The following is a 23,544-nucleotide window of genomic DNA, read 5'->3' as shown; positions in this document are numbered from 1 at the left end:
GGGCACGCCGGGGCCTTCGTGCTCGCCCACCCCGGGTCTCGCACCGATGTCTCAGACAGCGGCTCGCTGTCGCTTGCTCTTGCGGAACAGCAGGCCACCACAGAGCACAAGCAGGAGGCCCCCACCGGCAGCGCTCAGGCCGATCGTCACCAGTTCCGTCTCCATCGGCGGATGGGAGACCTTGTCCGTGCCGGTCGGCGACGCGAAGTGCTGGACGTCTCCCTTGTAAGGCTTCGGCGTGGTGTCGATCTTCGGCGGGTTGGCTGCCGCTCGCACAGCAGCGGCGGCGTTGATCTGGCCGGCGCCGACGAGCGGGTTGTGCCCGCCTTCCGGGTGGTCGGCCGTACGCATCAAGATCGCGCGCGTCTGGGCCGGGGTCAGATCCGGATTCTCGGCGAGCATCAGCGCCGTGACGCCCGCGGCGAGAGCCGTCGCCGGGGAAGTGCCGTTGACCGGCCGGTAGCCCCCGTCCTTGTCGGCGCTGATGATGCCGACGCCCGGTGCAGCGATGGTGTTGTGGGTGCGCACCGTCGAGAATTCGGCGCGCTGCCCTCCCTGCTTGGTCGCGGCGACGGAGATCACGTTCGCGTAGCCGGCGGGGAAGTTGGCTTCGTTCCCCTCGTCACCGCTGTTGCCCGCGCCGGCCAGCAAGGTGACGCCCTTTTGGACAGCGCGCGCCGCGGCGGCCAGCTCATCGTTCCTCAGCTCGTTGATGACGCCTCCGCCGAGAGACAACGAGATCACATCAGCATCGTTCTCGACCGCGAAATCGATGCCCTCGGCGACAGGACTGACGCCGTCTTCCAGTCGCTCCGCCTTCACATCATGGCCGTCTCTGATCACCCGGGCTGTGATGATCTTGGCCTTCGGCGCGACCTTCAGGACGTCCGACACCATGGCGGTGCCATGTATGCCGTATCCGTAGTCGCCAGGCTTGAGTCCGGCCAAGTCGTAGAAGTCAGGGCCGACCTTGGCCACCCGGCCCTTGAGTGCCGGATGATCAGGGTTGATACCGGTGTCCAATACCGCGACGGTCACGCCCTCACCCTGTGTGGTCGCGTGCGCCTTCGGCAGGCCAAGAGCAGCCGACTCCCAGCTGACCGGAGCATTCTCGGCAGCTGATGCGGGGGCTACCGCCCAGGAGAGAGCCGCACCCGTCAGAACCGTCAACGCAGCCCCCGTCACTGCCGCGTCGCACATGTGTCGGATGTTCATCAGGAGTCCCCCGTCTGCAGGTGTTCCATGTGGGCGCGGAAGAGCGTGACGAGGTTTCCGGCGTTGGCCTGCCAGGACCCGCGATCGACGTTGTTGCCGTCGCTGTCGCCCCACTCCCCGGGCAGATCGCCGGCGACGTGGCCGTCGACGGAGCCGACACTGGCCGCCACGACATACGGCATGTGCTCACCACCCACCGGTGCGAGTTCGGCGCCATTGCGGTACTTCCACTTGGCGGCCACAGTGCCGGGCACGGCGTAGGGAGCGACCACTCCGTCGTCTTGGAGGTGGTCCAGGTAAGCCTCGTAGATACTCGTCCTCGGCCCGCTCTCCGGGGATCCCTTGGGCAACACCACGACAGCGACCGTCGCCACCATGTTCGCGGTGGAGTCGACATACGTGGCGCGCAGCACCGCCTGGCAGCCGTTCTCCTTGGCAGCCTTCAAGGTATGGCTGGTGAGGCCCTTGTCGCAGTCGGTGTCCGGAGAGATCCCTACTCGGTTCCAGATCGCTTGCTCACGGTCGTACAGGCCACCGTTGTAGCCACCGCGACCGCCGATGGTGGTCGGGAAGAACGAGTCGACCGGTTCATCCCGCCACATCACGTTGCTGTATTCGGAGTTCGCCAGTTCCTGCTGAGCGTTGCTGTACGCGTGCGCGGTGAGCGCGCCCCCAGCGACGAGCAGCAGAGCTCCGAAGGCCACGAGCAGAGAACCCACTGCCTTTCGGCCGGAACCGCCGCCGGGGGCTCCGCTCTGCGGGCCCTGCGGCGGCCAAGGCGCCTGCACGTAGGACGAGGCGGCTGTACCGGGGGTTGGCGCCGCCGGCATCGGCGGCTGCTGCTGCGCGTACGGATTGCCATTGCCCTGCGGGCTCTGTACCGGCCAAGGTGCGTGCCCGGGAGGCGGAACCGCCCCACCCGGCGATGGCCCGCTCGTGCCCGACGGCTGCTGCGCATACGGATTCGCGCTGCCCGGGTCGCCGGGCGGCGGATACGACATCGGTACTCCCCCACAGAAGTTTGCTTCTGACCGGGGGTCACCTTCAGCTTTCAGTGCTGCAAAGGTCGTCGGATCGGCCGCCTCACCCCCGGGGGAGGATACGGTAGCCCGTAGCGACCGGGAACGTTGCACCTCCCCCCGTTGTCACTCTCCCCCCGCACAACACTCCTTGCGCCAGCAGGAGTTGTTGGGTTCCTCGGCAGCGGCTCCAGTGCATGACTCATGTGAGGTCGTGAAGGTTCTGCGAACGGGCAAACCCCCGGCCTGCTCTCACAGACGCGTTGGATAGCGTGTGGCAGCAGCAAGTTGACCTGCGCCTTTGCAAGACAGGGGGAACGCCGGCGCCATGGGAGCGGGCTTCAAGGTAGACATATCCGAGCTGGACACGTTGGTCAGGGAACTCCACCGAAGTCAGGACGAGATGCGTTCGGCGCTGAATGCTCTTCGTGACACCGGGCCGAAGACCACGGGGAGCAAGGAACTCGACAACGCCTGCGACGAGTTCCACGACAGCTGGGACGACGCGATCACGAAGATCGCCGAGGGTACGCAGGCCCTCGAGGACGGGCTGAAGAAGACACGCGACACCTACCGGGACGTCGAGACGGCCCTGCGTGACGGCTTCGCCGGGAAGGGCGGCACGCAGTGAGCAGCGACTCGTACCCCGCGCTCGGCTTCGACCCGGCACCGGGGAGCCCCGGCAACGTAGATTCCCTGGCTGCCCGGACCAAAAAGGCGGCAGCCGCACTCGACAACGCGCAGAACAGCATCAAGCGCCTGACGGGGAACGTCACTTGGGCTGGAGACGCCGCCTCCGCGTTCTCGAAGAAGGTCGGGGAGCTGCCCCGCTATCTGAAGGACAGCCAAGAGGCGATGAGTACGGCGTCGTCGGAGCTGACGAAATGGCGCGCGGCGTTGGCCGATTACCAGAACACAGCCCGTACCTACGAGTCGCAGGCCTCAGAGGCCAAGGGCCAGGTCGCCACCGCGGAAAAAGCCAAGGACGCCGCGACGAACCGCTACAACCAGGCAGCCTCCGATCCCGCGTTCCGCCTCAGCGGCCAGTACTTCACCGGCCCCGCTCTGCAGGACGCCCAGGCAAGGGTCGACGCGGCGAGCGCCCGGCTGCAGCAGGCCGACGGTGAACTGTCGACGGCGTCCGTACGACTTGACCAGGCCGAGCGCGAGCTCGAGGAGATCATCAAAAGGGCTGAGCGGCTGCTCGAGGAGCACCAGTCGCAGGCCCGGGGCGTCGCGGGTCAGCTACGCAAGGCGACCGAGAACGCGCCCGATCCGGGGTTGTGGGAGCGACTGGGTGACGGGCTCCAGAAGCTCGGGCACGCCATCCAGGAGTGGTGTGCCCGGCACAAGGACCTGCTGAAGTCAATCGGCGACTGGCTGAGCAACATCTCCGCAGTCCTCGGCATCCTGGCGTTGCTGACCCTGTGGTGCCCCCCGCTGTCCGGGGCGCTCGCACTGGCGAGTGCGGGCTTTTCTGCCGGCGCGCTGCTGGCCCATGGTGCAGCCAAGATCGGTGGAGCCGATATCGGGCTGATGGACCTGGCGGGCGACGCCCTCGGCGTCGTTCCGGGCGTGGGTTTCGCCACGACAGCCATCACCGGCACGGCGAAGGTCGTGGTGCGCGCGGAGAAGGCAGGAGAGCTGGTGACATCCGTCGACGGCGCTGCAAGGGCCGCTCGGCTGGGAAAGCTCGTGGATGACGGAGTCGCAACAGCGGAAGACTTCGGCCGAGCGGGAAACCGCATCCTCCGCGGCGCCGAGGGCCAGGTCTTCGAGGCTCAAGGCGCCGCTAACAAGGTGAAGCTCGCCTGGGAGAATTCGGTGGCCAAGAACATGGGTGCCTCGATGGGCGAGACCGGGCTGAACACCATTGTCGCCAACACCCCAGGGCTCAGGAACCTTGATTCCCTGCAAGCAGCGATACGTGCCGACGGAACCTTGGACCCGACGTCGTGGTGGTCGAAGGGCCCACAGCTTGCGATGCAGGTGCCAGGCGCTGTCAGCGGCATTTACGACAGCGTGACGGGAGAATAGCCATGGCAGCCACGCCGCACTCCGGCTCGATCGCGGACCCGGTGCTTCCGTTCCCTTCGAGACTGGGGCTTCTGCTGTGGTTCGTGCTGCAGTGGGTCCTCATCCCGGTGGAATTCCTCGCCAAGCTTGTCTGGCTGCTCATGGTCATCTTCGGAGATGGCCACCAGGACGATCTCATGCGACTCCTCAACGCGCCGGCCCGGTTCGTCTCGCCCGGCAAGCTGGTGCTCCGCCTCTCTCGCAACCCGGCCAAGCACGAGGCCTCCCTGGACCGGGAGTTCGCCCGGCTCGCCGTGGAGATCGAGCGACAGCAATTCGGCTGGCGCACGACTATCTACCACTTCGTCACACTGACCCCCATGCCGGACGGCGGACGCCTCAAAGGTGTCGCACTGCATCCTCGTGAATTTCGGGGGACCCCGGTCAGTGTGCTGACCCGCCTGGCAGAAAAGCACCACCTCGCCCTGGACGTACCTACGGATCTGCTTCGCGGTGTGAGTCTGCGGCCAACCCACAGGAAGACGCTTTGATGCCCGGCCCGAGCAGCGAGCTGCACTTGGACGTTCCCGGTGGGTTTCACTCACTGGGACTCGACTTGGACGACGAGGAGCGCCAGGAGCAACTCTGGTCCATCGCCGAGGAGGTCTGGCCGCACGGCACCGACTTTCAGCGCGAAGTCACCTTCCACTCCTACCGCGAGATGGCCGACCACGCCCTCGCCCAGAACTCCTTCTACGCCGGCTTCTGCCTGGACGAGGCACCCGACGGCCGCCTGACCACGGCCTCGTTGCTGGCCCGCCTCGACCCGCTGGACGAACCGGACGCGGAACTCTCGGCGCGCGGCCTCTTCGAGGCGCTCTCCGCGAACGAGAACAACGCGGTCGAGGAGATCCGGGTCCCGGCTGGGCCAGGTGTTCTCGTCCTGTGCGGTCTGGAGTGGCATTCGGACCCCTCCGATGCAACAGCCCCCTCCCTGCCACTGGCCAGGGCGGACGTCTACCTCCCGCTCCCCCGGATGCAACGGCTCCTCGTGCTGAGCCTCACCACGCCTTCCCTGCCCGATCTCCCCTTCTACGTCTCGTTGTTGTCAAAGACCTCACACGATCTGATGGTGTCCAGTGGAGCCGGGGTCGCCCCATCCCCGGGCAGTGGCGACGAGCAGAAAAACCGCGCCGCAGATCAGGTGAGGGCCGACTTCGGATAGCAATCCGGTTCTGGCTGACCATCGGGCGCTCCCTCACGCGCCGAAAGACAGCAACGCCCGGGACCGATCATGCCGGTCCCGGGCGGGGTCACTTGACGTCGCTGCTCACAACGGCCCGCTCATCTTTGATTCGGCAGCGGGTCGAGGTGGCTCAGCCGGAGCGGGAACGCGTCCGACATCCGGCTCCAGCCCTTGCCGCCGAAGTGGATTGTGCACCACGAACCGTCGACGAAGCCGATCTCGTGGTCGCCGCCCACCACATCGCTGCGGTCACGGATGCAGATCACGTTGTGAAGATCCGTGGCCCATCCCACTTCGGCCGGACCGGGATTGCCGGTGAAGGAACGGGCCTGGGACGCGTACACAAGCTGTAGGCGGCGGTCAGTGACCTGCAACATCACAGCCCTGTTGTTCTTTGTCCTAGGCACCACGGCTCGCGCCAGATGGCCGGCCATGCTGTTCCAACCACCGTGAAACGGTTTCCCCGGCTTCTTCGGCTGACGCTCCGTGAACGCTTCGACGACCGCCTCGATCGGGTTCCAGGTGATCTCGTAGAGTCGTGCGACCCAGAACACGGGGAGCATCGCCCAGCTCCCGAGCGTGCGGCGCTCGGATCGCAGAGCGCGCGGGCGGCGGAAATAGCCGGGCATCGGTGCTCTCTCAGCCAATGAGACCCCGTGATCAGCACGTAGCACCTCACCCGCCGGCACCAACGCCCTTGCCCGCTCGACCGTCTCCCGGCCGCGCTCGGTCCTGCTCACCCGAAATCGTCCCTTACTGTCCTTGTGGCACTCGAAGGAGTCACGTCCGTACGCTCACGGAGACTCTGCGGATCGGGGCGCTGATGGTACTCGTAGCGCTCCTCGGCCACCCCCGGTCCGTCCTCCAGGAGACTCTCCTGGACCGCTCCGGCCGGATCCGCTCCGATGGCGTCCTTGACGACGCCCTTCACGCCCTTCTTGACGACCTTGTAGCCCACATACATGGCAAGGTCGTTGGGGTTGCGCACGGTGACTTCGTTGCCCAACTCATCGCGCCTCTTCGTACCGCGAACGAAACGTCCGAGGCCGCCCTTGAAGTGCTTGGGGCCCTTACGCAGCGCATTCCGGAGCTTCATCATTTTACGCAGCAGTTGCATGCGCTTGGCGATGTCTGCCAGGGCGTCCGCCAGTTTGGCGGTGATCCTCACGGCCTTCGCGGCCCTGTGGGCGATGCCCGCAGCCGCGATGAGCGGGCCGATGGCGGCTGCGGCGCCTGCCGTCAGAAGCGAGAGGATGGCCGTGGTGGCGGCGGCCGCGAGCGCGACCTCAACGATTTCCACGATGAGGTCGAGCATCAGCTGTTCGGCGGCAGCGCACTCCTGAGCCGCCATCTCGAGGAGTTCGGCCATGGTGTCCATGTCCGCGGCCTCGCCCACGAGGGCTTCCTCGAACTCGGTCATCATGCCGTCGAACTTGCCGAACGCCTCGCCCTGCCACTGGGTGGCCAGCGTCCGGCGGTCAGCGACCAGGTCCTCGACCACACCGCGTAGGTCATTGGCGGACTTGCGCCACTGGATCGCGGTCTCGGCGAGCAGCTCGTTATCTCCGCTGACCTGCTCGAGGAGTTCGTCCAGGTTGAACTGCTCGAGAATGCCCCGGATGATCTCGTCGAGAACACCGGCGAGCGGATTGCTCCAGTCCAGGACGAAGTTGATCCGGCTCAGGGCATCCCCGGCGACCTGTCCGGCGCCCATCAGTTGCCCCCGCCCATCATGCCCCGGTTATACGCCTCCGTGCCGTCGTAGGCCGCTGCGGAGTCCTTGAGCGCGTCGGCTATCGCGTACAGCGTGTCGACCGCGTCGGTGAGGTCGTTGCCGGACTCCTTGCGCTGCGTGTCGTAGTCGGCCTTCAGCTCGTCCGACTGGGGCAGTTTCCCGAACGTCTCCTGGGTGAGTTCCAGTTGCTGAGTACGGCTCCGGATACTGTCGACCCGGCCGGCTGCGGCCTCGACAGCCTTCGCGTACTTACGCAAGGCGTCGCCCTCGACATCGAATCCCCCGCTCATAAGTCCCCTCGTTTGTCCCGTACTTGGATGGTGGTGGCTATCCACCGACCACGATTGGCTTTATTTGATCACGGCACCCCCGATCGTCGCTCTGGCGACTCGAACCTCGGATGCCGCTCAATGACTCACTGCCGTACGGAAATCCGGACCTAACCGACCACTTCATCCCGAAGCCCATTGCGCACTTTGGAACAAAGGGGAGAGGAACACCGGCTAGACGTCCCTGATGACGGCAATACCAAGTGGGAGCAGAGCGGTCGGGAGCGGGTGGTGACCTTGGCGGCCGAATGCCTCATATCTGTACCGCAGCTGCCGGTGCAGATCGGGGCGAATGTCCCCGCGGCGGGCGCGGTGCACCGCGATCCGACGTTCGTCAGCGTCATGATCGCTGCGGGAGAAGGGCGGCCGCTGCGCGCATCCTGTGGGCTCAGCGAAAGACGACCCGATACGCGCCCAGGCCCGCGCACAGCGCCCGGATGATGGCGAACAGGCAGAGACTGTTGGGCTCTTGGGAAACGAACCGAACCTCATAGTGCGCACGGAAAAACTACTCGGCTGAGTACGAGGGAGTCCTCGAGCCGTCCACGGCTGAGCTGGTGCGTCAGCCCGGGTGCAGCCCTACTGGAATCAGGATGGGCTGCTGCCTACTGACCGTGATGCGGGGGCTGTTGCGTGTAGGGGTTGGGGTACTGAGGTGCCTGCCCAGGAGGAGTGGGCTGCCCCTGCTGGGGAGCCGAGGGGTAAGGCGGCTGGGCAGGTGGGTAGACCGGCTGCTGGGGCGGGTATCCCATGTGCTGGGGGGAAGCTCCGGAACCGTAATTCACCTGGCCGGGACCCGAGTTGCGGCGGCTGCGTACCACTACGAAGACGACTACGGCGCCGACTACGGCACCAAGGCCGAGAACGCCAACTACGGCGACGATGGCACCCATCGATGGGAACCCCTTTCTTTTTTGACATCCGGGTCACTGCGGAATCGACGTGCCTGCGAGACTTTGCACCAGGGTTGGGGCATGCGTAACCGCGCCCAACCATTTCAAAGCACGGCTGCCGTCACGGTACCCCAGCAAGTTAACCCGAATGCCCACGTGGGTGCCTATGAGAATTGGCATCATGAGCCCTGGGGACCAATCCGGACACCTTCGCCCTCGTCGACGCCATCTCGTCGCAGCGAACCAAGAATTCGGATCTGGCAACGCCGAATTCACACTCTGTCCGGGCTGGAGAGACCGAGGCCAGATCGTTGGTTCCACCTCTGTGGTAAGGCGCACCCTTCGTGCAAACCGGATGCGCCTCTGGACTGTCACAGACGAGACCGGCTTGCCTCTCAGTGCCCCTGCTGCGGGGGCTGCTGTGTGTAGGGGCCGGGATGCTGCGGGGCCTGCCCCGGAGAGGCAGGGTATCCCTGGTTCGAAGCAGGACCCGGGTACGGCTGCTGGGCTGACGGGTAACCGGGATACTGCGACCCGCCGCTGCCGGCACCCGGACCACCGCTGCCTCCGTTGCGACGGTTGCGGAGTACCACGAAGGCGATGGCGCCGATGACCACGACAACTGCGACGCCACCGGCGACAAGGAGGAGGCTGCTGGAGGAGGACTTCTTCTTCTTTTTGGCCTGCGTCGACTTGTCAGTCCCGTTGGCCGCCTCGCTGGAGGTCGAGGTGGAGGACGTGAGTTGGCCGAGAGGGTTCTTCTTGGGGCCGGCGGGGATGTCCATCGTGAGCGCCGAGTAGGGGCGGACGATCCCGTAGCCGTACTCCTCGTCGGGTGCCTTCAACCCCTTGTGGTGTGCGAATGTGGCCGTCTTGATCAGGCGGTTGATTACTTGGCCGGCCGTCAGGTCGGGGTACTTGGATCGGACAAGAGCGGCTGCGGCAGATACATAGGCGGTGGCATCCGAAGTACCGTTTGACAAATTGTACTGCTGCGATCGAGTCGGATCTGCCGCGAGAACCTCAACACCGGGGGCCATGAGGGCCAGCCCCTTTCCAGTGTTCGAGCCGTCCCAGCGATTAGCGTCCTTATCGATAGCGCCAACGGCGACAACGCCAGGTAGCGCGGCTGGCTCGTCAACGGCGATGGAGCCATCATTGCCTGCGCCCGCAACAACAACAACGTCGTGAGCTTGCGCATAAGCGATTGCTGCCCGACCGTCGCTCAGTGTCTTGCCGCCATCATTGGCGAAGGAGAGGTTAATGACCTTTGCACCCTGGTCCACTGCATATCGAACCGCTGCAGCCCAGGTCTCGTCATGAAGTGAGTCCTTCTCCGTCTGGAGAGCGCGCAGTGGTAGGATCTTCGCCTTTGGCGCGAGTCCTACCATGCCGGAGGAGTTTCCCGAACCATGGCCGTGGCCAGCAATAATGCTAGCCATACCCGTCCCGTGTCCGAGCTTGTCCTCCTGAGCGTTATCGCCGCCAGTGAAGTCTTTCCCTTCGAGGACCTGGCCCGTCAGGTCAGGGTGGCTGGCGTCCACTCCGGAGTCGACAACCGCAACGGTAACGCCCTGCCCCTGGGATTCAGCCCAAACGTCTTCCACCGCGAACGCGTTCAAGACCCACTGTTGGTCTCTGACGTAGTCAGCCGACGCGGTTGGTGCGGTAGTGAGGAGCAAAGCTCCTGTCAGCGCTACGACTCCCGCCGCAGACCGGACTCGCTTGAAACTCACTGCTTTGCTCCTCACTCAACCACGACTGGTTACGCCAGTCTTCAGACAAGCGAGCCGCACGCTTTCCGTGCGGCTCGCCTCGTGTGCCTACTCGATGGTCCGCGGTACGTTGCGGTTGCGATCCTCTTCCGAGATCCAGGTTTCCTCGTCCTCGACCAGGTAGTCGGGACGGTCACCCCTGCTGTTCTCGTCCTCGGGCCGACGTCCATTGCGACCGCCCATGCCGCCCATGCCGCCGGCCATGCCGCCGCGCTGAGTTCCACCGCGGCTGCCGTGCAGGCCCGCGCCGCCGCCAGCACCCTTACCGGCAATTCCCTTGGCCGCGCCGACAACGCCGCCGCGGGCCTTCGCCAGGGCACCACGACCGCCAGCACCAGCACCGCCCCGGCCTGCCGCACCGGCTCCACCGCCACCCATACCGCCCATACCGGCTCGGCCACCGGCGCCACGACCTGCTGCCGCGCCGCCTCCAGTCATACCACCGCGACCGCCCATGGCTCCGATGCCCCCACGCCCGGCCGCGGCTCCACGGCCGAAGCCAGCGCCTCCGCCAGGTGCCATGACGCCCGGACTCTGTGCGCCGCCGGTGCCAAGACCGCCGCCGCCTCCTACGCCAGTGCTCGTGGAAGGACCAGGCCCTGTCAGGCCGGGAGTGATGCTGTCCACCTTGGTCTTGGCTGTGGGGAGCTGCGTACCGCCCGTAATGCCTTGGTCGCGGGGTACCGAGGGAGCGGGCTTCACATTAGCGGTCGGACCTGCGCTCCATGGCTTGGGAGCGGAGCCGGACGCCCCTGGCCGCGATGCCCCGCCGGTAGGGGGCGTCACAGGCGGCGGGTACTCCACATCGCGGTTAGGGTCCTTAATGTTGCCCTTGTCGTCGGTAACCACTCGATTTCGATCCAGGTTTCCCTTAACCCGGATGTACTGAGCCGCAAGGTTCTCCATGACGGCAACACCGTTGAGTTGAGCCTCCCGACTCGCTCCGATCTTGCCCTCGTTGATCTCCGCAACTTCCTTGGCGGTCAGCTTGCGGTCCTGGAGATCGCCAGCTACTGCTTCCCCGTTGTCCCACTTCCAGTCACTGAGAGCGTCACCGACCTTGGCCCAGCCACTGGGCTCTTCAATCTCGTCCAGCTGCGCCTTGAACCTCCGCAGCTGCGACCCGGCGTCAGCCATCTGACCGCTGTTTAGATCAGCGTGCCAGGCGGCATTCCTGATGCTCTGGGAGATTTCACGAGCCTTCTTCTCAAAGCTCCGAGCAGCATCCCCCTCCCAGTGCTCCAGAACGTTGTCGACTGCCTTGTCGAGCAGCGCCGCGATGCCACCGCCTTCGCCACCGGAGAGAATTTCGTTGACCTTGCCCCAGTGACGGCCAACCTCCTCGATAGCCCCGGGGTTAGTTCCCTCAAGCATCTGCTTGAGTTCTTTCAACGAGTAGTCGATGAACTGAGTCTTGGTCTGAGGTCGCTCAGGGTCCGCAACGCAGGTGTCATTCACGATCTCGGGCTTGGGCAGGTCTTTTTCACCGGCCATTTTGAACTCCTCCCTCTAACAGGTGATTCTCGATCGGACTACCTTGCAAACGAGCCGCTCGAGCTCCCCGTGTCACCACCCATTTGGTTCTTGTTCGCGTACTCCTGCTCGGTGTACTTGTCCTTGACCTTGGAGGTGCTCGTGCCGAACTTGTCGATCAGCCCATGCAGGCTCTTGATCGCAGTTTCAAGATCGGTCTTCATGGTCCCGTGGGCCGCGTGCAGATCACCGGCCTCCCTGAAGAGGCACGTGTTCCCGAAAGCGTCCATCGGGATCTCCGTGTTATACCGCGACGTCTGCCCGGCCTTATCCATATCGTCCAGCAACGTCCAGAGCTTCCGGATGACCTCATCCATCGCGCTCAGGTCAACCCGCATCCCGTTACTCATACCCCGTTGTCCTCTCCCCTGTTCCTCAAGTTGTCAGCACCCACTCGGTGCCCGGTCATCGCCCAAGTCGGCCGGTGGACGCACCGGCCCGGCCGACCCTCCGACTACGCCAGTCCCGCACAGCAACCCCGCTCCCCGCAACCACCAGCGCAAGAGCCAGACCCGTGCCCAACACGTAGATGGCCACCCGGCGTTCACGCTCCGCCTCGGTCTCGCCCATCGTCACGGCCATCGGGATGACTCCGTCGGCGCCGGCCGCGACGGGCGGGTCCGGCTCCGGGGAGCTACCCGGGGTGGACTCCTCCGACAGCGCGGCGACCGGGTCGACGACGCCCCAGCCGATGTAGGCGTTGGGTCCGCGGCTCGGGCGTTGGGCGGTTTCCTGGATTCGGGTGGCGATCTGTGCCGCATCCCACTCCGGGTACTTCTGCTTCAGGAGGGCCGCGACCCCCGCGACGTACGGCGCCGCGAAGCTCGTACCGTCGGCCGTGCACTGGCCACCTGCCGGGACCGTGGAGACCATGCCGACGCCCGGTGCCGCGATGTCGACGAAGTCGCCGGCCTGTGAGAAGAAGGCGCGTTCGTCGTTGCGGTCGGAGGCTGCCACCGCCAGGACGCCCGGGTATGCGGCCGGGTACGTGTCGGCGAACTTGCCGTCGGCTCCGTCGTTGCCGGCCGCTGCCACGATCAGCGCACCCTTACGCACCGCGTCCGCCACGGCGGCGGCGAGGGTCGGGTCGTCCTTCTTGTTCTGGGTGTCCGAGGAGATGTTGATGATCTCCGCGCCCGCGGCGACCGCGGCCTTGATCGCATCGGACATCGTCCCCGCGTCGCCCTGCTTCTCCTCCCCGCCCGTGTAGCGGTAGGAGAGGATCGTCGCCTCCCGCGCGATGCCCACGAAGCCGGTGCCCTTGAGCGGCCGGGCGGCGATGATGCCCGCCACCCGCGTGCCGTGACCCTCGATGTCCTTGGTGGCGGAGCCGTCCACGAAGGTCTTGCCGCCTGACACGGCACTGGTCAGCTGCTTGTTGGAGCTGTCGACGCCCGTATCGATCACCGCGACCTTGACGCCCTTGCCCGTCGCCTTTTCCCACAACTGGTTCAGGAGGACCCGCTGGAGGGACCAGGGGGTGGACTTGATGACGTCACCACCGAAGACGCATTCCGAGCTGGCCGACAGACCGAACTCCGGGTCGTCGGAAGCCGCAAGGCGGGTGGGTGTGGTCGTGTCCGGCGATGCCGGTGCCGCCGGCGTCGGCGGTGCCGACGCAAGGCAGACCCCGGTCACCGCGAGCACGCCAAAAACCCGCTGGAGTACGCGGGTTCCACGGGTGCGGCTACGCGAGCGGGCTGTGCGGCCCGTCACGTTCAGGCCGTTCATCTTCAGGCCCCCAGGGCTTCCTTGCTTCCTTCGAAGCTGGGTCATGTGTGTGTCGCGATTGGTACGGCGAGTGTGAATGTTTGCGGGATTTGCTGTGCACAGGTCCGCACAAGGTGCGTACGGTCCCGCAGGAGCTGTGTACGACCCCGGAGCAGAGGTCGGCCCAGCGGACGCGGTGGCGTCGGCTGGGCCGGTCCTCTTCATCTCATGCCCCTCGGGTCGCCTCTGGGCTCAGCCCCAGGTGTTGGCGTTGCTCTTCTCAGTGGCCTGGTAGCTCTCGGCGGCGCTCTGCAGGGCCGTCGAGATCTTCAGCAGGGTCGCGTGCAGGTCCTGAGCGGTCTTGTCCCACTCGCGCTGCTTGCGCTGGTAGCCCTCCTGCGCCTCACCTTCCCAGGTGCTGGCGACACGCTTGACCGCGGCCTCGAGGTCGTCGAGCTGCTGCTTGATACGGCCGGCCGTGGACTTCACGTCCGTGGACGCGTTAGTGATGGTTGCGTAATTGACGAGAATCGACATCGTCATTCCCTTTCAGGAAGAATCGAAGGAAAGCGAAGGAATTGGTGAAATCCGGCAGAACGCAGGGCTACGCCGGAGCGTCGAGCCCGTGACCGGAACGGCTTGATCAGCCGAAGTCCGACATGATCTTGCTGATCTCGGCGTTCTGCTGCTCTTCCGAGGCGGAGTAGTTGCTCCGCGTGGAGTCCACGGCTTCCTTGATGTCGTTGAGGATGTCGCTCATCCTCTTCGCGTCCGAGTTCCAACGATCCTGCAGCTGGCGGTACGACTGGGCCGCCTGGCCCTTCCAGCCGCCGGCGATCTGGTCGATCACTCCGTTGAGACGGCGGATCTCGCCCTGCAGCTGACCGTTCGCGGTGCTGATGTCACCGGAGAGCTTGGTGAGTTCGTCCTCTGTTACCCGGAACTGGCCGGCCATGATGAACCTTCCCCCATGTCGTCGTTTATCCGGGAACCAGCACGGGTACCCGGAGGAGCTTCGCACGCTTGAGCGCTGCAAACACTCTATCGTCAGCCTGTCACTCAACCACAGGCAAGACCAATCAGTTACACGGCTCACACACTTGGGCGATCATCTCGTGACCGTCACGCCGTCTTACTGTCAAGTCCTGTTGGCCGTAAGTCCGTTGGCCCTACGGCCGTCGGCCGGCCCGCTGCGGCGAGCGGGGCGGCCGGGCGTCAGCGGTCGGTCACTGGCTCTGTGGCTGCGCCGCGCTGCCGGTGTCCAGCATCGGTCCCTTCGGGATGAACGTCGCCCAGGTCTGCGGCACGATCGAGATGTCGGAGACGTCCTCGTAGCCCAGTCGCGTGCGCGCCTTGTCCGTCTCGCTCGCGTCGCCCTCCGACGCGCCCGCGGAAGACGCACCGCTTCCCTGCGCCGCACTGTCGTTGCTCTTCGGCAGGGAGTACCGCAGGCCCGTGTCCGTCAGCAGATACGTCGCGCCACCGCCCGCGGCCGTGCCGGCGACCTCCTGGAAGAGGAGGCCCGAGCCGGAGGAGACGTAGGCTCCCAGCGAGTCGGTGATGACCGTCTTCGGGTAGTTGGTTCCGGACCATGCGGCAAGCTGCGGCTTCCTGTCCGCGCCGATGCCGCCCTTGTAGACGCTGCACGACGTGGTACGGGCCTCGCCGGACTGCGGGGCCGCCGGATTGGCCTGCCGCGGAACGGTGAGGGGCCAACCCTTGTCCGCGTAGAAGCGCTCCGCCGAACCGCCGTTGGCCTCGATGATCGCCGGGGTGCTGGACTTCACGGGACTGGCTCCGTCGCGGGCCACCAACAGGTTGGCGACGAAGGGCGAGATGACGGCGACCTCGTTCTTGAGGACCACGTAGAACTGCTCGCTCTGTGCGTCCCGCGCCCGCAGCACCTGACCCACCGTGGTCACTCCGGGGAGCCCCTGGACGGAGGTCGGTTCATCGGCGTTCGGGACCGTCGGAAAGGTGATGTCCGTGCCCTTGTTGAGGGTGTTCAGCCACTCCGAGCTCACCTGCTGCGGCTGGGCCGAAGCGCTGCTCCCGATGACCGCGGTGCGCAGCTTCTCCATGGAGGTGTCGTCGAGGCCCGCCTCGCCGCCCAGCAGGAAGCGATTCCCCTGACCGTCGACCAGGTACTGCAGCTTGGTCTTGGTGTCCTGGACGTACAGAGCCTCTCGGGGGTCGACCTTCCCCGCGCCCGCCAGCGACTTGGCGTCGGCTGCGTCGAAGACGAACACGGCGCGGTCGATGGCGGCGGCGCCGTCCGAGCCGCCCGGCGCCGGGCGCTCACACACGGCCCAGGTCTTCTTCTCCTGCGCGTCGTCCTTGGCGGGCAGCCGGTCAGGAGCGTACGGAATGCCGATCGTCGCGCCGTGCCGGATGCCGCTCTTGTCGATCTCCTTGCCGGGGACCTCCAGGACGGTGCCCTTGCCCTTGTCCAGGAGCAGCTTCGCGGAGGCGTAGTTGAGGACGGGGTGGAGCACCTTTTCCACCTTGTTGTCCTTCGGGTCCGGGTCGAGCACCACGTACCGCGTCGTCGAGTCACTGTCGACGATGATGTACTCGCCAGGCGTGTCCCAGCCCTTCGGCGCCGTGGGCTTGATCACGCCCCACGCGATGAAGCCGATGACCAGCACGACGCCCACCGCGAGACTGGGCATCACGGTACGGACGGGACGCGGTGCGCCCTCCTCGGAGCCGCCCGGGGACGGCGCCAGGAACGCCGCGACGGTGCGCTTGCGAGCGAACGTGTAGGCGGCGAGCTCATCCCGACGCTGCTTTGCCATGGTCCCCGTATCTCCCGTTTGTGATGCTCGATCGTGATGTGAGATTCGATCGCGGTTGTGTGCTCGAGCGCGTGCGTGATGACTCGATCGCGCTCGAAAGGCCGGTCTCACAAGGCCGGTTGGCCGCCTCACAACGCCGGACAACGCCGGTTCGGCCGCCTCGCAAGGCCCGTTCAGCCGCGCCGGCACTCGCGCCGGCACCTACTATGCCTTGCGCCACGCACCCGCGATCCATCAGGTGTACGGCCGCCCCCGCATCTTCACAGAGCTTCACCACAGCGCTCCACCATGCGGGGCCGGTCCATGACAGGCTGACCACCTGGGGTTTGGGTGTCCCCTGTGTCGCCTGTGGTTGTGCAGCGGGTACCGTGAGCCACCCGCATGGATGTTGTGGGCCATCGGTGCCCCTGGCCCGTCGCGGGGATCCCGGACAGCGGATCCCGCCCGACCGACGGCCACTACTTCGCGAAAGGGATGTCCCGGGGGATGACCAGCGCTACGAGCACTCGGCGCGGACGCCGCGCACCGCAGCAACAGGGAGGTCCGGGCGGCAGACGTACGTCCGCTGCTCCGGCCGCGCCCGTCGCCGCGTCGCCGCGCACGCTGCCACGCCCCGGCGGCCTCGGCCCGGTACGGCTGCAGCAGCTCATCCTCGTGGAGCTCGCGGCGGCCGTCATGGTGGCCGCCTGGGCCGCCGACACGTCCTGGCTGCTGGCCCCGGCCGGTGCCCTGGCGGCGCTGCTGGTGCTCTTGGCCGTGCTGCGCCGGGGCCGCCGTCCGCTGCCCGAGTGGTACGAGACGACACGCGCGCTCAGGCAGCGCCGACGCGACGCCAAGCAGCCCGTTCCGCCCGGGACGGACGCGATGCTGGCACCGGTCGTGGAATGCGACCCCGCCCTGCGGACGTACTCCTTCGTGTCCCGTGACGACCGCTCCATCGGCATGATCGGTGACGGGACCTTCCTCACCGCCGTCCTCTTCGTGCAGCCGGCCGACGAGCCGCTGCGCCCCGCCGCCGCCGGACGGCAGCTGCCGCTGCGGCTGATCCAGGACGCCCTGGAGGTCGACGGGATCCGGCTCGCCTCCGCGCAGGTCGTGCAGCACACCCAGCCGGCGCCCGCCCCGCACCTGCCGCAGCAGTCGCTCGCGGCGCGCTCGTACGGCCCGTTGCAGGCGCAGGCCGGTTCCCCCGCGCTCCGGCTCACCTGGGTCGCCCTCAAGCTCGACCCGGAGCTGTGCCCGGAGGCCGTTCAGGCCCGCGGTGACGGCGTTCCCGGTGCGCAGCGCGCGCTGCTGCGCGTGGCGGACCAGCTGGCGAGCCGGCTGGCCGGCGCCGGTTTCAAGGCGACGATCCTGGACGAGACCGAGCTGGTGCAGGCGCTCGCGACGTCCAGCTGCCTCAATCCGCGCGCCAACGCGCAGCACGGGCAGGACGGGCGGGCCTCCCAGCGCCGTACGGTCGAGGCCGTCCGCACCTGGCGCGTCGACGACCGGTGGCACACCACGTACTGGGTGTCCCGCTGGCCGCAGTTGGGGAACGGTGGTGTGGCGCTGCCCGAGCTGGTCACGCGGCTCACCTCGCTGCCCCTGCTCGCCACGACGTTCAGCATGACCCTGAGCAAGGCCGGCAACCGGGGCGTCTCCCTCGCCGGGCACGTCCGTGTCACCGCCCGCGGAGACAGTGAACTCGGCCAGGTGGGGCGGGAGTTGGAGCGGGCCGCGAGTACCGCGAAGGTCGGTCTGGTCCGTCTCGACCGGGAGCAGGTCCCCGGAGCCCTCGCCACTTTGCCGCTCGGAGGTACGTACTGATGTCCCACCCCGCGACCATGCCCCCCGGGCAGCAGGGCCGGGCCCCCGGACGCACTCCGGCACACGTGGCCTCCCCCACCGACACCGGCATGATCCCGATCATCCGGCAGCCTGATGCACAGCAGCAGCAACGGCGCATCTTCAGCCCGGGCTTCGGGCTGCGCGGGCCGCGCCGCAACCGTCATGTCGTCAGCGCCGACGAGCTCGCCGCGATCAGCATGCCGCTCGGCGACGACGGCGTGATCATCGGCACCGACCCGGAGTCTCAGCCGGCCGTGCTCGGGCTGTCCCGTCCCACCCCCTTCGACGTCGTGCTCGTGGGCGGCCTGTGGCTCGCCCAGGTGCTGGCGCTGCGCGCCGCCGCGACGGGTGCGCGGGTGGGCGTCGAGACCGGACGTCCGCAGGCCTGGCAGCAGTTGGCCCAGGCGGCGGGCGGCGGCCAGCAGTGCGTGACGGTGTACCCGGTGGGCCGGGTGCCCGCGCAGGGTCCGTCCGTGTCCAGTCCGGTCGTGTTGTTCCGGGACTGCGGTATCCGCCCGCCGCGCGGTCGGGTGACGTCCGTGCCGTGGCAGGCCGTGGTGACGGTGCTGCCCTTCGTCAGCGAGCACGCGCCGCGCTGGCTGTCCCAGGCCCATCTGGTCGGGATCCAGCGCATCTCGCCGTACGAGACCGAGGCCGTGCGGGACACACTGGGGATCCCTGAGGACCAGCTCCAGCACCTGCCGACCCTGCACGACGGCGTCGCTCTGTGGTGCACTCGTAAGCACCAGAAGTTCGTCATGACCGACCCCACCGACGCGGAGACGGGCCTGCTCGGCGTTGCTCGCCGTATGGACTGACAGGTCGTCGTTCCCTGGGCGGGGCCCAACAAGGCCAAGCCCAGGGGGGTTTCCGTCCGCACCCATGAGGCTCTTCCGCCCACGCACCCGGAGCTATAGCGTCCGCGCCCATGGGGGCTTTTCCGTCCCGCCATGCGAGTGATTAGGCTTCTGGTGGTGCGGTGACGATCGCAGTCGAGTGGGACTCGCCACTCGGTCCGCCCGGCCGCGACGACGACCAGCTCAGCAGCAGTGGCTGACCAGGAGGCAAGCAGTGAACAGGGATCGGTCCGAGTACAACGGCGGGAGCCCTTCCTCGGACGGGGACGATCACGAGGTGGATCTCACCGGCGAGTTCGAAATCGTCTACACACCTCCCGCCTGGTACGCCCAAAGTACGCAAAGCGGTTCCTCGGCCGGTGGGCAGCAGGATTCTGGTCCGCCATCTCCACCACCGCCGACGGGTGCGCCCGTCGGATCGCCCACCGGTCCGCCCGGTGGTCCCGCTCCCTACGCCCCCGGACCGGCGCAGCCACCGGCCCAGGGCATCCCGCAGCCGCCCGCGCAGCCGGCCCCGCCCTCCCAGCAGACTCCGGCTCAGGGCACGCCCGACGCGCACCAGCAGGGCGGCCCGGCCACGGGCGGCTACGGCTTTCCGCAGCAGCAGTCCGCGCCGGGTGGCCCCGCGGCCGGCGGGTACGGCTACCCCCAGCAGACGGGCGCCGGCGCGCCCCCGCAGGGTCAAGGCCAGGACACCTCCGGCGGGTTCGGCGTACCCCAGCAGGGCCAGGGCCAGGACACCTCCGGCGGGTACGGCTACCCCCAGCAGACGGGCGCCGGCACGCCCCCGCAGGGTCAAGGCCAGGACACCTCCGGCGGATTCGGCGTACCCCAGCAGGGCCAGGGCCAGGACACCTCCGGCGGATTCGGCGTGCCCCAACAGCACTCGCCTGCCCAGGCCCCCGCCGCACCGCAGCCCCAGACGCCTGCCCAGCCTCCCACCGCGCCCCAACAGCACACGCCGGCCCCGCCCCCCGGCGCCCCCGGCTTCCCCGTGCTGCGCCCGGTCAACACCGACGCCCAGGGCGGACCGTCCTCGACGGCCACCCCGGCGGCCGGCGTCCCGGCGGCGCCCGCACCCGAGCAGCCCGCCCCCGCACAGCCGGTGGCGGAGCCCGTGGCGGAGCCGGAGGCCGAGCTCAACCATGCCGCCGCCGACGCCGAGGCCGCGCGTCTGTTCGGCGACGCCGACGACGACGTGGAGGCGGACGAGGCGCGGAGCGACGAGGCGGAGTCGGCCGGCTCCACCGGATCCGCGCCCGCCGCTGAGGGCGACGAGCCGGAGCACGTCCAGGCGGACGCCGACTCCCCCACCCAGGCCGCGCCCCAGAACGAGTCCCCGGCCGCCCCGGCGGCGCCGGAAGCGGAGCCGGAGGAAGTGGCCGAGGCCGAGGCACAGCCCGCCGCCCCCGCGCCCACGGCTCCCGCCCAGCCCCCCGCGGTTCAGGTACAGCAGCCCCAGGCGCAGCCGACCGGTCAGACCCCGATGCCGCCGCATGCCCAGCCCACCGGCCAGGCGCCGGAGCAGCCGCAGGTCCAGCCCCACCCCAACCAGGCGCTCCCGCCCCTGCCTCAGGGCTTCACGCCCGCGCAACCCGGCCAGGGAATGCCGCCGCAGGCCGGTCAGCCGGACCGGCAGGCCGCCGCCGCTGCGCAGGCCTCCGGCTACGGCTACCCCCAGGCCCCCGCCGCCCAGCCGCTCCCGGACCAGGCCGGCCAGCCCGGCCACCCCGGTCACCCCGGTCAGCCCGGCCACCCCGGTCAGCCTCCGCACCAGCCCCCCGCCCAGGGCGCGTTCGGCCCGGCCCAGCCGCAGGCCCAGCCCGGATACCCGGCGCAGGGCGGACAGCCCGCCCCCGCCGACCCGCGACAGGCGCACCAGCCCGGACAGCCGCAGCCCGGACCGCAGCCCGCCGGTTACGGCTACCCGCAGCAGGCCCCGCACGCCGGCCAGCCACAGCCGGTCCAGCCGCAGCCCGGGCAGCCGGCGCAGCCGCAGCCCCAGGCCGAGGGATACGGCTACCCGCAGCAGCCGCAGCACCCGGCGCAGCCCGGCTACGGCTACCCGCCCCAGCAGGGCGGCTACGGCTACCCGCAGGCGGCGCAGCCCCAACAGCCCGCACCACAGCAGCCCGCACCGCAGCAGCAGCCCCCGGCCCAGCCTCAGCAACAGGCCCCGCAGCAGCCGCAGCCGCAGCAGAACCCCGCCGCCTACGGACAGCAGGGCAACCAGGGCAACCAGGGCTGGACCGCCCCGCCCGGCCCCCAGGCCGGCCCCGGCGCTCCCCAGCAGCAGCAAGCCGCGCCCGGAACCCCGCTCGGCTACAACGCCGCCGTGGAGCTGTCCTCCGACCGGCTGCTGCGCAACCAGCCCAAGGCGCGCAAGAACAACCAGGGCCCGTCCCGTTTCAAGCTCGGCGCCAAGAAGGAGCAGGCGGAGCGGGAGCGGAAGCTGGGTCTGATCCGGACGCCGGTGATGTCCTGCTACCGGATCGCGGTGATCAGCCTCAAGGGCGGCGTCGGCAAGACCACGACGACCATGTCGCTGGGCGCCACCCTCGCCACCGAGCGGCAGGACAAGATCCTGGCGATCGACGCCAACCCGGACGCCGGCACCCTCGGCCGACGCGTGCGGCGCGAGACGGGCGCGACGATCCGTGACCTGGTGCAGGCGATCCCGCAGCTCAACAGCTACATGGACATCCGCCGTTTCACCTCGCAGGCACCCTCGGGCCTCGAGATCATCGCCAACGACGTGGACCCGGCGGTCTCCACCACCTTCAACGACCAGGACTACCGCAGCGCGCTCGACGTGCTGGGGCGGCAGTACCCGATCATCCTGACGGACTCGGGTACCGGTCTGCTCTACAGCGCGATGCGCGGAGTGCTGGACCTGGCGGACCAGTTGATCATCATCTCCACGCCCTCGGTGGACGGTGCGAGCAGCGCCTCGACCACGCTCGACTGGCTGTCGGCGAACGGCTTCGCCGACCTCGTCCAGCGTTCGGTCACCGTGATCTCCGGTGTCCGCGAGACGGGCAAGATGATCAAGGTGGAGGACATCGTCGCGCACTTCGAGACCCGCTGCCGCGGTGTCGTCGTGATCCCCTTCGACGAGCACCTCTCGGCGGGCGCCGAGGTGGATCTCGACATGATGCGCCCCAAGACCCGCGAGGCCTACTTCGACCTCGCCGCGCTCATCGCCGAGGACATCGCGCGCACGCAGCAGGGCTTCGGCAACCCGAACGTGCAGTACCAGCAGCACCCGCAGCAGGGCGGCTACGCGCCCCCGCAGCAGCAGCCCCAGCAGCCGTACCCCCAGCAGGGCGGCGCCCCGCAGCCGGGCCAGGGCTGGGGGCAGCCCCCGCAGCAGCCCGCGCCGGGCCAGGGCTGGCAGCAGCAGGCACCGCCGCCGCAGGATCCGCAGCAGGGTCAGCAGCCCCAGCAGGGTGCCGTACCGCCCGGCTGGACGCAGCAGTAGCCCGTGCACAACGAAGGGCGGCCGGTACCCCTGAGGTACCGGCCGCCCTTCGGCGTCGTAGGAGTGGCTACTCGGCGGCCGCCACCAGCTCGCGGCAGCGCTTGACGTCCTCGGCCATCTGCTCCAGCAGGCCCTCCAGCGACTCGAACTTCGCCTGACCGCGGACGAAGGCGAGGAAGTCGACGGCGACGTGCAGGCCGTACAGGTCCAGGCCGACGCGGTCGATCGCGTACGCCTCGACCGTGCGCTCGGTCCCGTCGAACTGCGGGTTCGTGCCGACGGAGATCGCCGCCGGCATCGCCTCGCCCTGGGCGTGCAGCCAGCCGGCGTAGACGCCGTCGGCGGGGATGGCGGTGTGCGGCAGGGTCTCCACGTTGGCGGTGGGGAAGCCCAGCTCACGGCCGCGCTGCGCCCCGCGCACGACCACGCCCTCCACGCGGTGAGGCCGGCCCAGGATCTCTGCGGCGCCCTCGACGTCGCCCTGGGCGACCAGGCGCCTGGTCAGGGTGGAGGAGAAGGGCTCGCCGCCGCCGGCCTCGCCGGTCACGTACAGGTCGACGACCTCGACCTCGTAGTCGTAGATCTTGCCCTGCTCGGCGAGGAACTCGACGTTTCCCGCGGCTCGGTGTCCGAAGCGGAAGTTCGGGCCCTCGACGACCGCCTTGGCGTGCAGCTTGTCGACCAGGACCTTGACGACGAAGTCGGCCGGCGACAGCTTCGAGAACTCGGTCGTGAAGGGGAGGATCAGCACCGCGTCCACGCCCAGCTCGGCCATGAGGTCGGCGCGGCGGTGGTGCGGGGCCAGCAGGGGCGGGTGGCTGCCTGGGCGGACGACCTCGCTGGGGTGCGGGTCGAAGGTGACGACGACCGCGGGGACGCCCAGCTCACGGGCACGGTCCACGGCGTGCCGGATGATCAGCTGGTGCCCGCGGTGGACTCCGTCGTAGGAGCCGATGGTGACGACGCTGCGCCCCCAGTCCTGGGGGATGTCCTCCAAGCCACGCCAGCGCTGCACTGTGCCTGCTCCTTGTCGCAAAGTCGTCGAACCCGTGTCCGTCTTCGCTCATACGGTCTTACGCAGGTCTAAGGGTGCCATGCCGGGCCCTG

Annotated in this window: 20 protein-coding genes; 7 read left to right on the top strand and 13 right to left on the bottom strand. The window is 68.2% G+C overall.

The window, feature by feature from the left end:
* Positions 1–51: 51 nt before the first annotated feature.
* Both ACFY5C_RS20175 and ACFY5C_RS20170 read right to left on the bottom strand, forming a co-directional pair.
* Complete coding sequence (locus tag ACFY5C_RS20175) at positions 52–1,038, bottom strand: S8 family serine peptidase (protein ID WP_389446041.1); 987 nt, start codon at positions 1,036–1,038, stop codon at positions 52–54.
* Positions 1,039–1,214: 176 nt separating this feature from the next.
* Entirely contained in the window at positions 1,215–1,919 is a 705-nt protein-coding gene (locus ACFY5C_RS20170; protein WP_389446039.1) for a hypothetical protein, read from the bottom strand.
* Between the two features lie 643 nt (positions 1,920–2,562).
* Here ACFY5C_RS20170 and ACFY5C_RS20165 point away from each other — a divergent pair.
* The 4 genes from ACFY5C_RS20165 to ACFY5C_RS20150 are packed head-to-tail and all read left to right on the top strand — an operon-like array spanning position 2,563 to position 5,475.
* Positions 2,563–2,865, top strand: coding sequence for a WXG100 family type VII secretion target (locus tag ACFY5C_RS20165; protein WP_389446038.1), 303 nt, complete (start codon positions 2,563–2,565; stop codon positions 2,863–2,865).
* Entirely contained in the window at positions 2,862–4,271 is a 1,410-nt protein-coding gene (locus ACFY5C_RS20160) for a putative T7SS-secreted protein (RefSeq protein WP_389446036.1), read from the top strand. Before ACFY5C_RS20165 ends, ACFY5C_RS20160 begins: the two co-directional genes overlap by 4 nt.
* Before the next feature lie 2 nt (positions 4,272–4,273).
* On the top strand, positions 4,274–4,801 hold the full coding sequence (locus ACFY5C_RS20155) for a hypothetical protein (RefSeq protein WP_389446034.1): 528 nt from the start codon (positions 4,274–4,276) through the stop codon (positions 4,799–4,801).
* Positions 4,801–5,475 carry a hypothetical protein gene (locus tag ACFY5C_RS20150; protein ID WP_389446032.1) on the top strand — a complete coding sequence of 225 codons (675 nt, stop codon included), beginning with the start codon at positions 4,801–4,803 and terminating at the stop codon, positions 5,473–5,475. Before ACFY5C_RS20155 ends, ACFY5C_RS20150 begins: the two co-directional genes overlap by 1 nt.
* Positions 5,476–5,594: 119 nt before the next feature.
* On the opposite strand, the gene ACFY5C_RS20145 is transcribed toward ACFY5C_RS20150, so the two are convergent.
* The 10 genes from ACFY5C_RS20145 to eccB all read right to left on the bottom strand — a co-directional run bounded on the left by ACFY5C_RS20145 (position 5,595) and on the right by eccB (position 16,269).
* Entirely contained in the window at positions 5,595–6,125 is a 531-nt protein-coding gene (locus tag ACFY5C_RS20145) for a hypothetical protein (RefSeq protein ID WP_389446030.1), read from the bottom strand.
* A 107-nt stretch (positions 6,126–6,232) separates the two neighbouring features.
* Complete coding sequence (locus ACFY5C_RS20140) at positions 6,233–7,210, bottom strand: WXG100 family type VII secretion target (protein WP_389446028.1); 978 nt, start codon at positions 7,208–7,210, stop codon at positions 6,233–6,235.
* Entirely contained in the window at positions 7,210–7,521 is a 312-nt protein-coding gene (locus ACFY5C_RS20135) for a type VII secretion target (RefSeq protein WP_389446027.1), read from the bottom strand. Before ACFY5C_RS20135 ends, ACFY5C_RS20140 begins: the two co-directional genes overlap by 1 nt.
* A 1,327-nt stretch (positions 7,522–8,848) precedes the next feature.
* The gene (mycP, locus tag ACFY5C_RS20130; RefSeq protein WP_389446025.1) at positions 8,849–10,075 is read right to left on the bottom strand and encodes a type VII secretion-associated serine protease mycosin; all 1,227 of its coding nucleotides are present in this window, start codon (positions 10,073–10,075) and stop codon (positions 8,849–8,851) included.
* A 201-nt stretch (positions 10,076–10,276) separates the two neighbouring features.
* On the bottom strand, positions 10,277–11,722 hold the full coding sequence (locus ACFY5C_RS20125) for a hypothetical protein (RefSeq protein WP_389446023.1): 1,446 nt from the start codon (positions 11,720–11,722) through the stop codon (positions 10,277–10,279).
* Positions 11,723–11,760: 38 nt separating this feature from the next.
* Positions 11,761–12,078 carry a hypothetical protein gene (locus ACFY5C_RS20120; RefSeq protein ID WP_389446022.1) on the bottom strand — a complete coding sequence of 106 codons (318 nt, stop codon included), beginning with the start codon at positions 12,076–12,078 and terminating at the stop codon, positions 11,761–11,763.
* An 88-nt stretch (positions 12,079–12,166) separates the two neighbouring features.
* Positions 12,167–13,408, bottom strand: coding sequence for a type VII secretion-associated serine protease mycosin (gene mycP, locus ACFY5C_RS20115; RefSeq protein WP_389446020.1), 1,242 nt, complete (start codon positions 13,406–13,408; stop codon positions 12,167–12,169).
* A 315-nt stretch (positions 13,409–13,723) separates the two neighbouring features.
* Positions 13,724–14,014, bottom strand: coding sequence for a WXG100 family type VII secretion target (locus ACFY5C_RS20110; RefSeq protein ID WP_328422751.1), 291 nt, complete (start codon positions 14,012–14,014; stop codon positions 13,724–13,726).
* 100 nt (positions 14,015–14,114) lie between these two features.
* A complete protein-coding gene (locus ACFY5C_RS20105) occupies positions 14,115–14,426 on the bottom strand; it encodes a WXG100 family type VII secretion target (protein WP_389446017.1) in 312 nt (103 codons plus the stop codon).
* A 271-nt stretch (positions 14,427–14,697) separates the two neighbouring features.
* Complete coding sequence (eccB, locus tag ACFY5C_RS20100) at positions 14,698–16,269, bottom strand: type VII secretion protein EccB (protein WP_389446015.1); 1,572 nt, start codon at positions 16,267–16,269, stop codon at positions 14,698–14,700.
* Positions 16,270–16,755: 486 nt separating this feature from the next.
* Here eccB and eccE point away from each other — a divergent pair, with 486 nt between their 5' ends.
* The 3 genes from eccE to ACFY5C_RS20085 all read left to right on the top strand — a co-directional run bounded on the left by eccE (position 16,756) and on the right by ACFY5C_RS20085 (position 22,437).
* Complete coding sequence (gene eccE / locus ACFY5C_RS20095; RefSeq protein ID WP_389446012.1) at positions 16,756–18,078, top strand: type VII secretion protein EccE; 1,323 nt, start codon at positions 16,756–16,758, stop codon at positions 18,076–18,078.
* Positions 18,078–18,917 carry a hypothetical protein gene (locus ACFY5C_RS20090; RefSeq protein WP_389446010.1) on the top strand — a complete coding sequence of 280 codons (840 nt, stop codon included), beginning with the start codon at positions 18,078–18,080 and terminating at the stop codon, positions 18,915–18,917. Before eccE ends, ACFY5C_RS20090 begins: the two co-directional genes overlap by 1 nt.
* A gap of 253 nt (positions 18,918–19,170) precedes the next feature.
* Positions 19,171–22,437, top strand: a complete 3,267-nt coding sequence (locus tag ACFY5C_RS20085) for an SCO5717 family growth-regulating ATPase (RefSeq protein ID WP_389446007.1) — start codon at positions 19,171–19,173, stop codon at positions 22,435–22,437.
* A gap of 67 nt (positions 22,438–22,504) precedes the next feature.
* Here ACFY5C_RS20085 and ACFY5C_RS20080 read toward each other — a convergent pair whose 3' ends face one another.
* Positions 22,505–23,452, bottom strand: coding sequence for a bifunctional riboflavin kinase/FAD synthetase (locus ACFY5C_RS20080; protein WP_389446004.1), 948 nt, complete (start codon positions 23,450–23,452; stop codon positions 22,505–22,507).
* Positions 23,453–23,544 lie beyond the last annotated feature (92 nt).

The sequence above is a fragment of the Streptomyces sp. NPDC012935 genome (assembly GCF_042900345.1).
In the GTDB taxonomy this organism is placed as follows: Bacteria; Actinomycetota; Actinomycetes; order Streptomycetales; family Streptomycetaceae; genus Streptomyces.
The sequence above is the reverse complement of the archived record's forward strand: the minus strand, read 5'-3'. Positions and strand labels throughout refer to the sequence as shown.

Coding starts and splice junctions, on each gene's coding strand:
- ACFY5C_RS20165 (WP_389446038.1), top strand. CDS start 2,563: ATGGGAGCGGGCTTCAAGGTAGACATATCCGAGCTGGACACGTTGGTC.
- ACFY5C_RS20155 (WP_389446034.1), top strand. CDS start 4,274: ATGGCAGCCACGCCGCACTCCGGCTCGATCGCGGACCCGGTGCTTCCG.
- ACFY5C_RS20150 (WP_389446032.1), top strand. CDS start 4,801: ATGCCCGGCCCGAGCAGCGAGCTGCACTTGGACGTTCCCGGTGGGTTT.
- ACFY5C_RS20145 (WP_389446030.1), bottom strand. CDS start 6,125: ATGCCCGGCTATTTCCGCCGCCCGCGCGCTCTGCGATCCGAGCGCCGC.
- ACFY5C_RS20140 (WP_389446028.1), bottom strand. CDS start 7,210: ATGGGCGCCGGACAGGTCGCCGGGGATGCCCTGAGCCGGATCAACTTC.
- ACFY5C_RS20135 (WP_389446027.1), bottom strand. CDS start 7,521: ATGAGCGGGGGATTCGATGTCGAGGGCGACGCCTTGCGTAAGTACGCG.
- ACFY5C_RS20125 (WP_389446023.1), bottom strand. CDS start 11,722: ATGGCCGGTGAAAAAGACCTGCCCAAGCCCGAGATCGTGAATGACACC.
- ACFY5C_RS20120 (WP_389446022.1), bottom strand. CDS start 12,078: ATGGATGAGGTCATCCGGAAGCTCTGGACGTTGCTGGACGATATGGAT.
- ACFY5C_RS20110 (WP_328422751.1), bottom strand. CDS start 14,014: ATGACGATGTCGATTCTCGTCAATTACGCAACCATCACTAACGCGTCC.
- ACFY5C_RS20105 (WP_389446017.1), bottom strand. CDS start 14,426: ATGGCCGGCCAGTTCCGGGTAACAGAGGACGAACTCACCAAGCTCTCC.
- eccB (WP_389446015.1), bottom strand. CDS start 16,269: ATGGCAAAGCAGCGTCGGGATGAGCTCGCCGCCTACACGTTCGCTCGC.
- eccE (WP_389446012.1), top strand. CDS start 16,756: ATGACCAGCGCTACGAGCACTCGGCGCGGACGCCGCGCACCGCAGCAA.
- ACFY5C_RS20090 (WP_389446010.1), top strand. CDS start 18,078: ATGTCCCACCCCGCGACCATGCCCCCCGGGCAGCAGGGCCGGGCCCCC.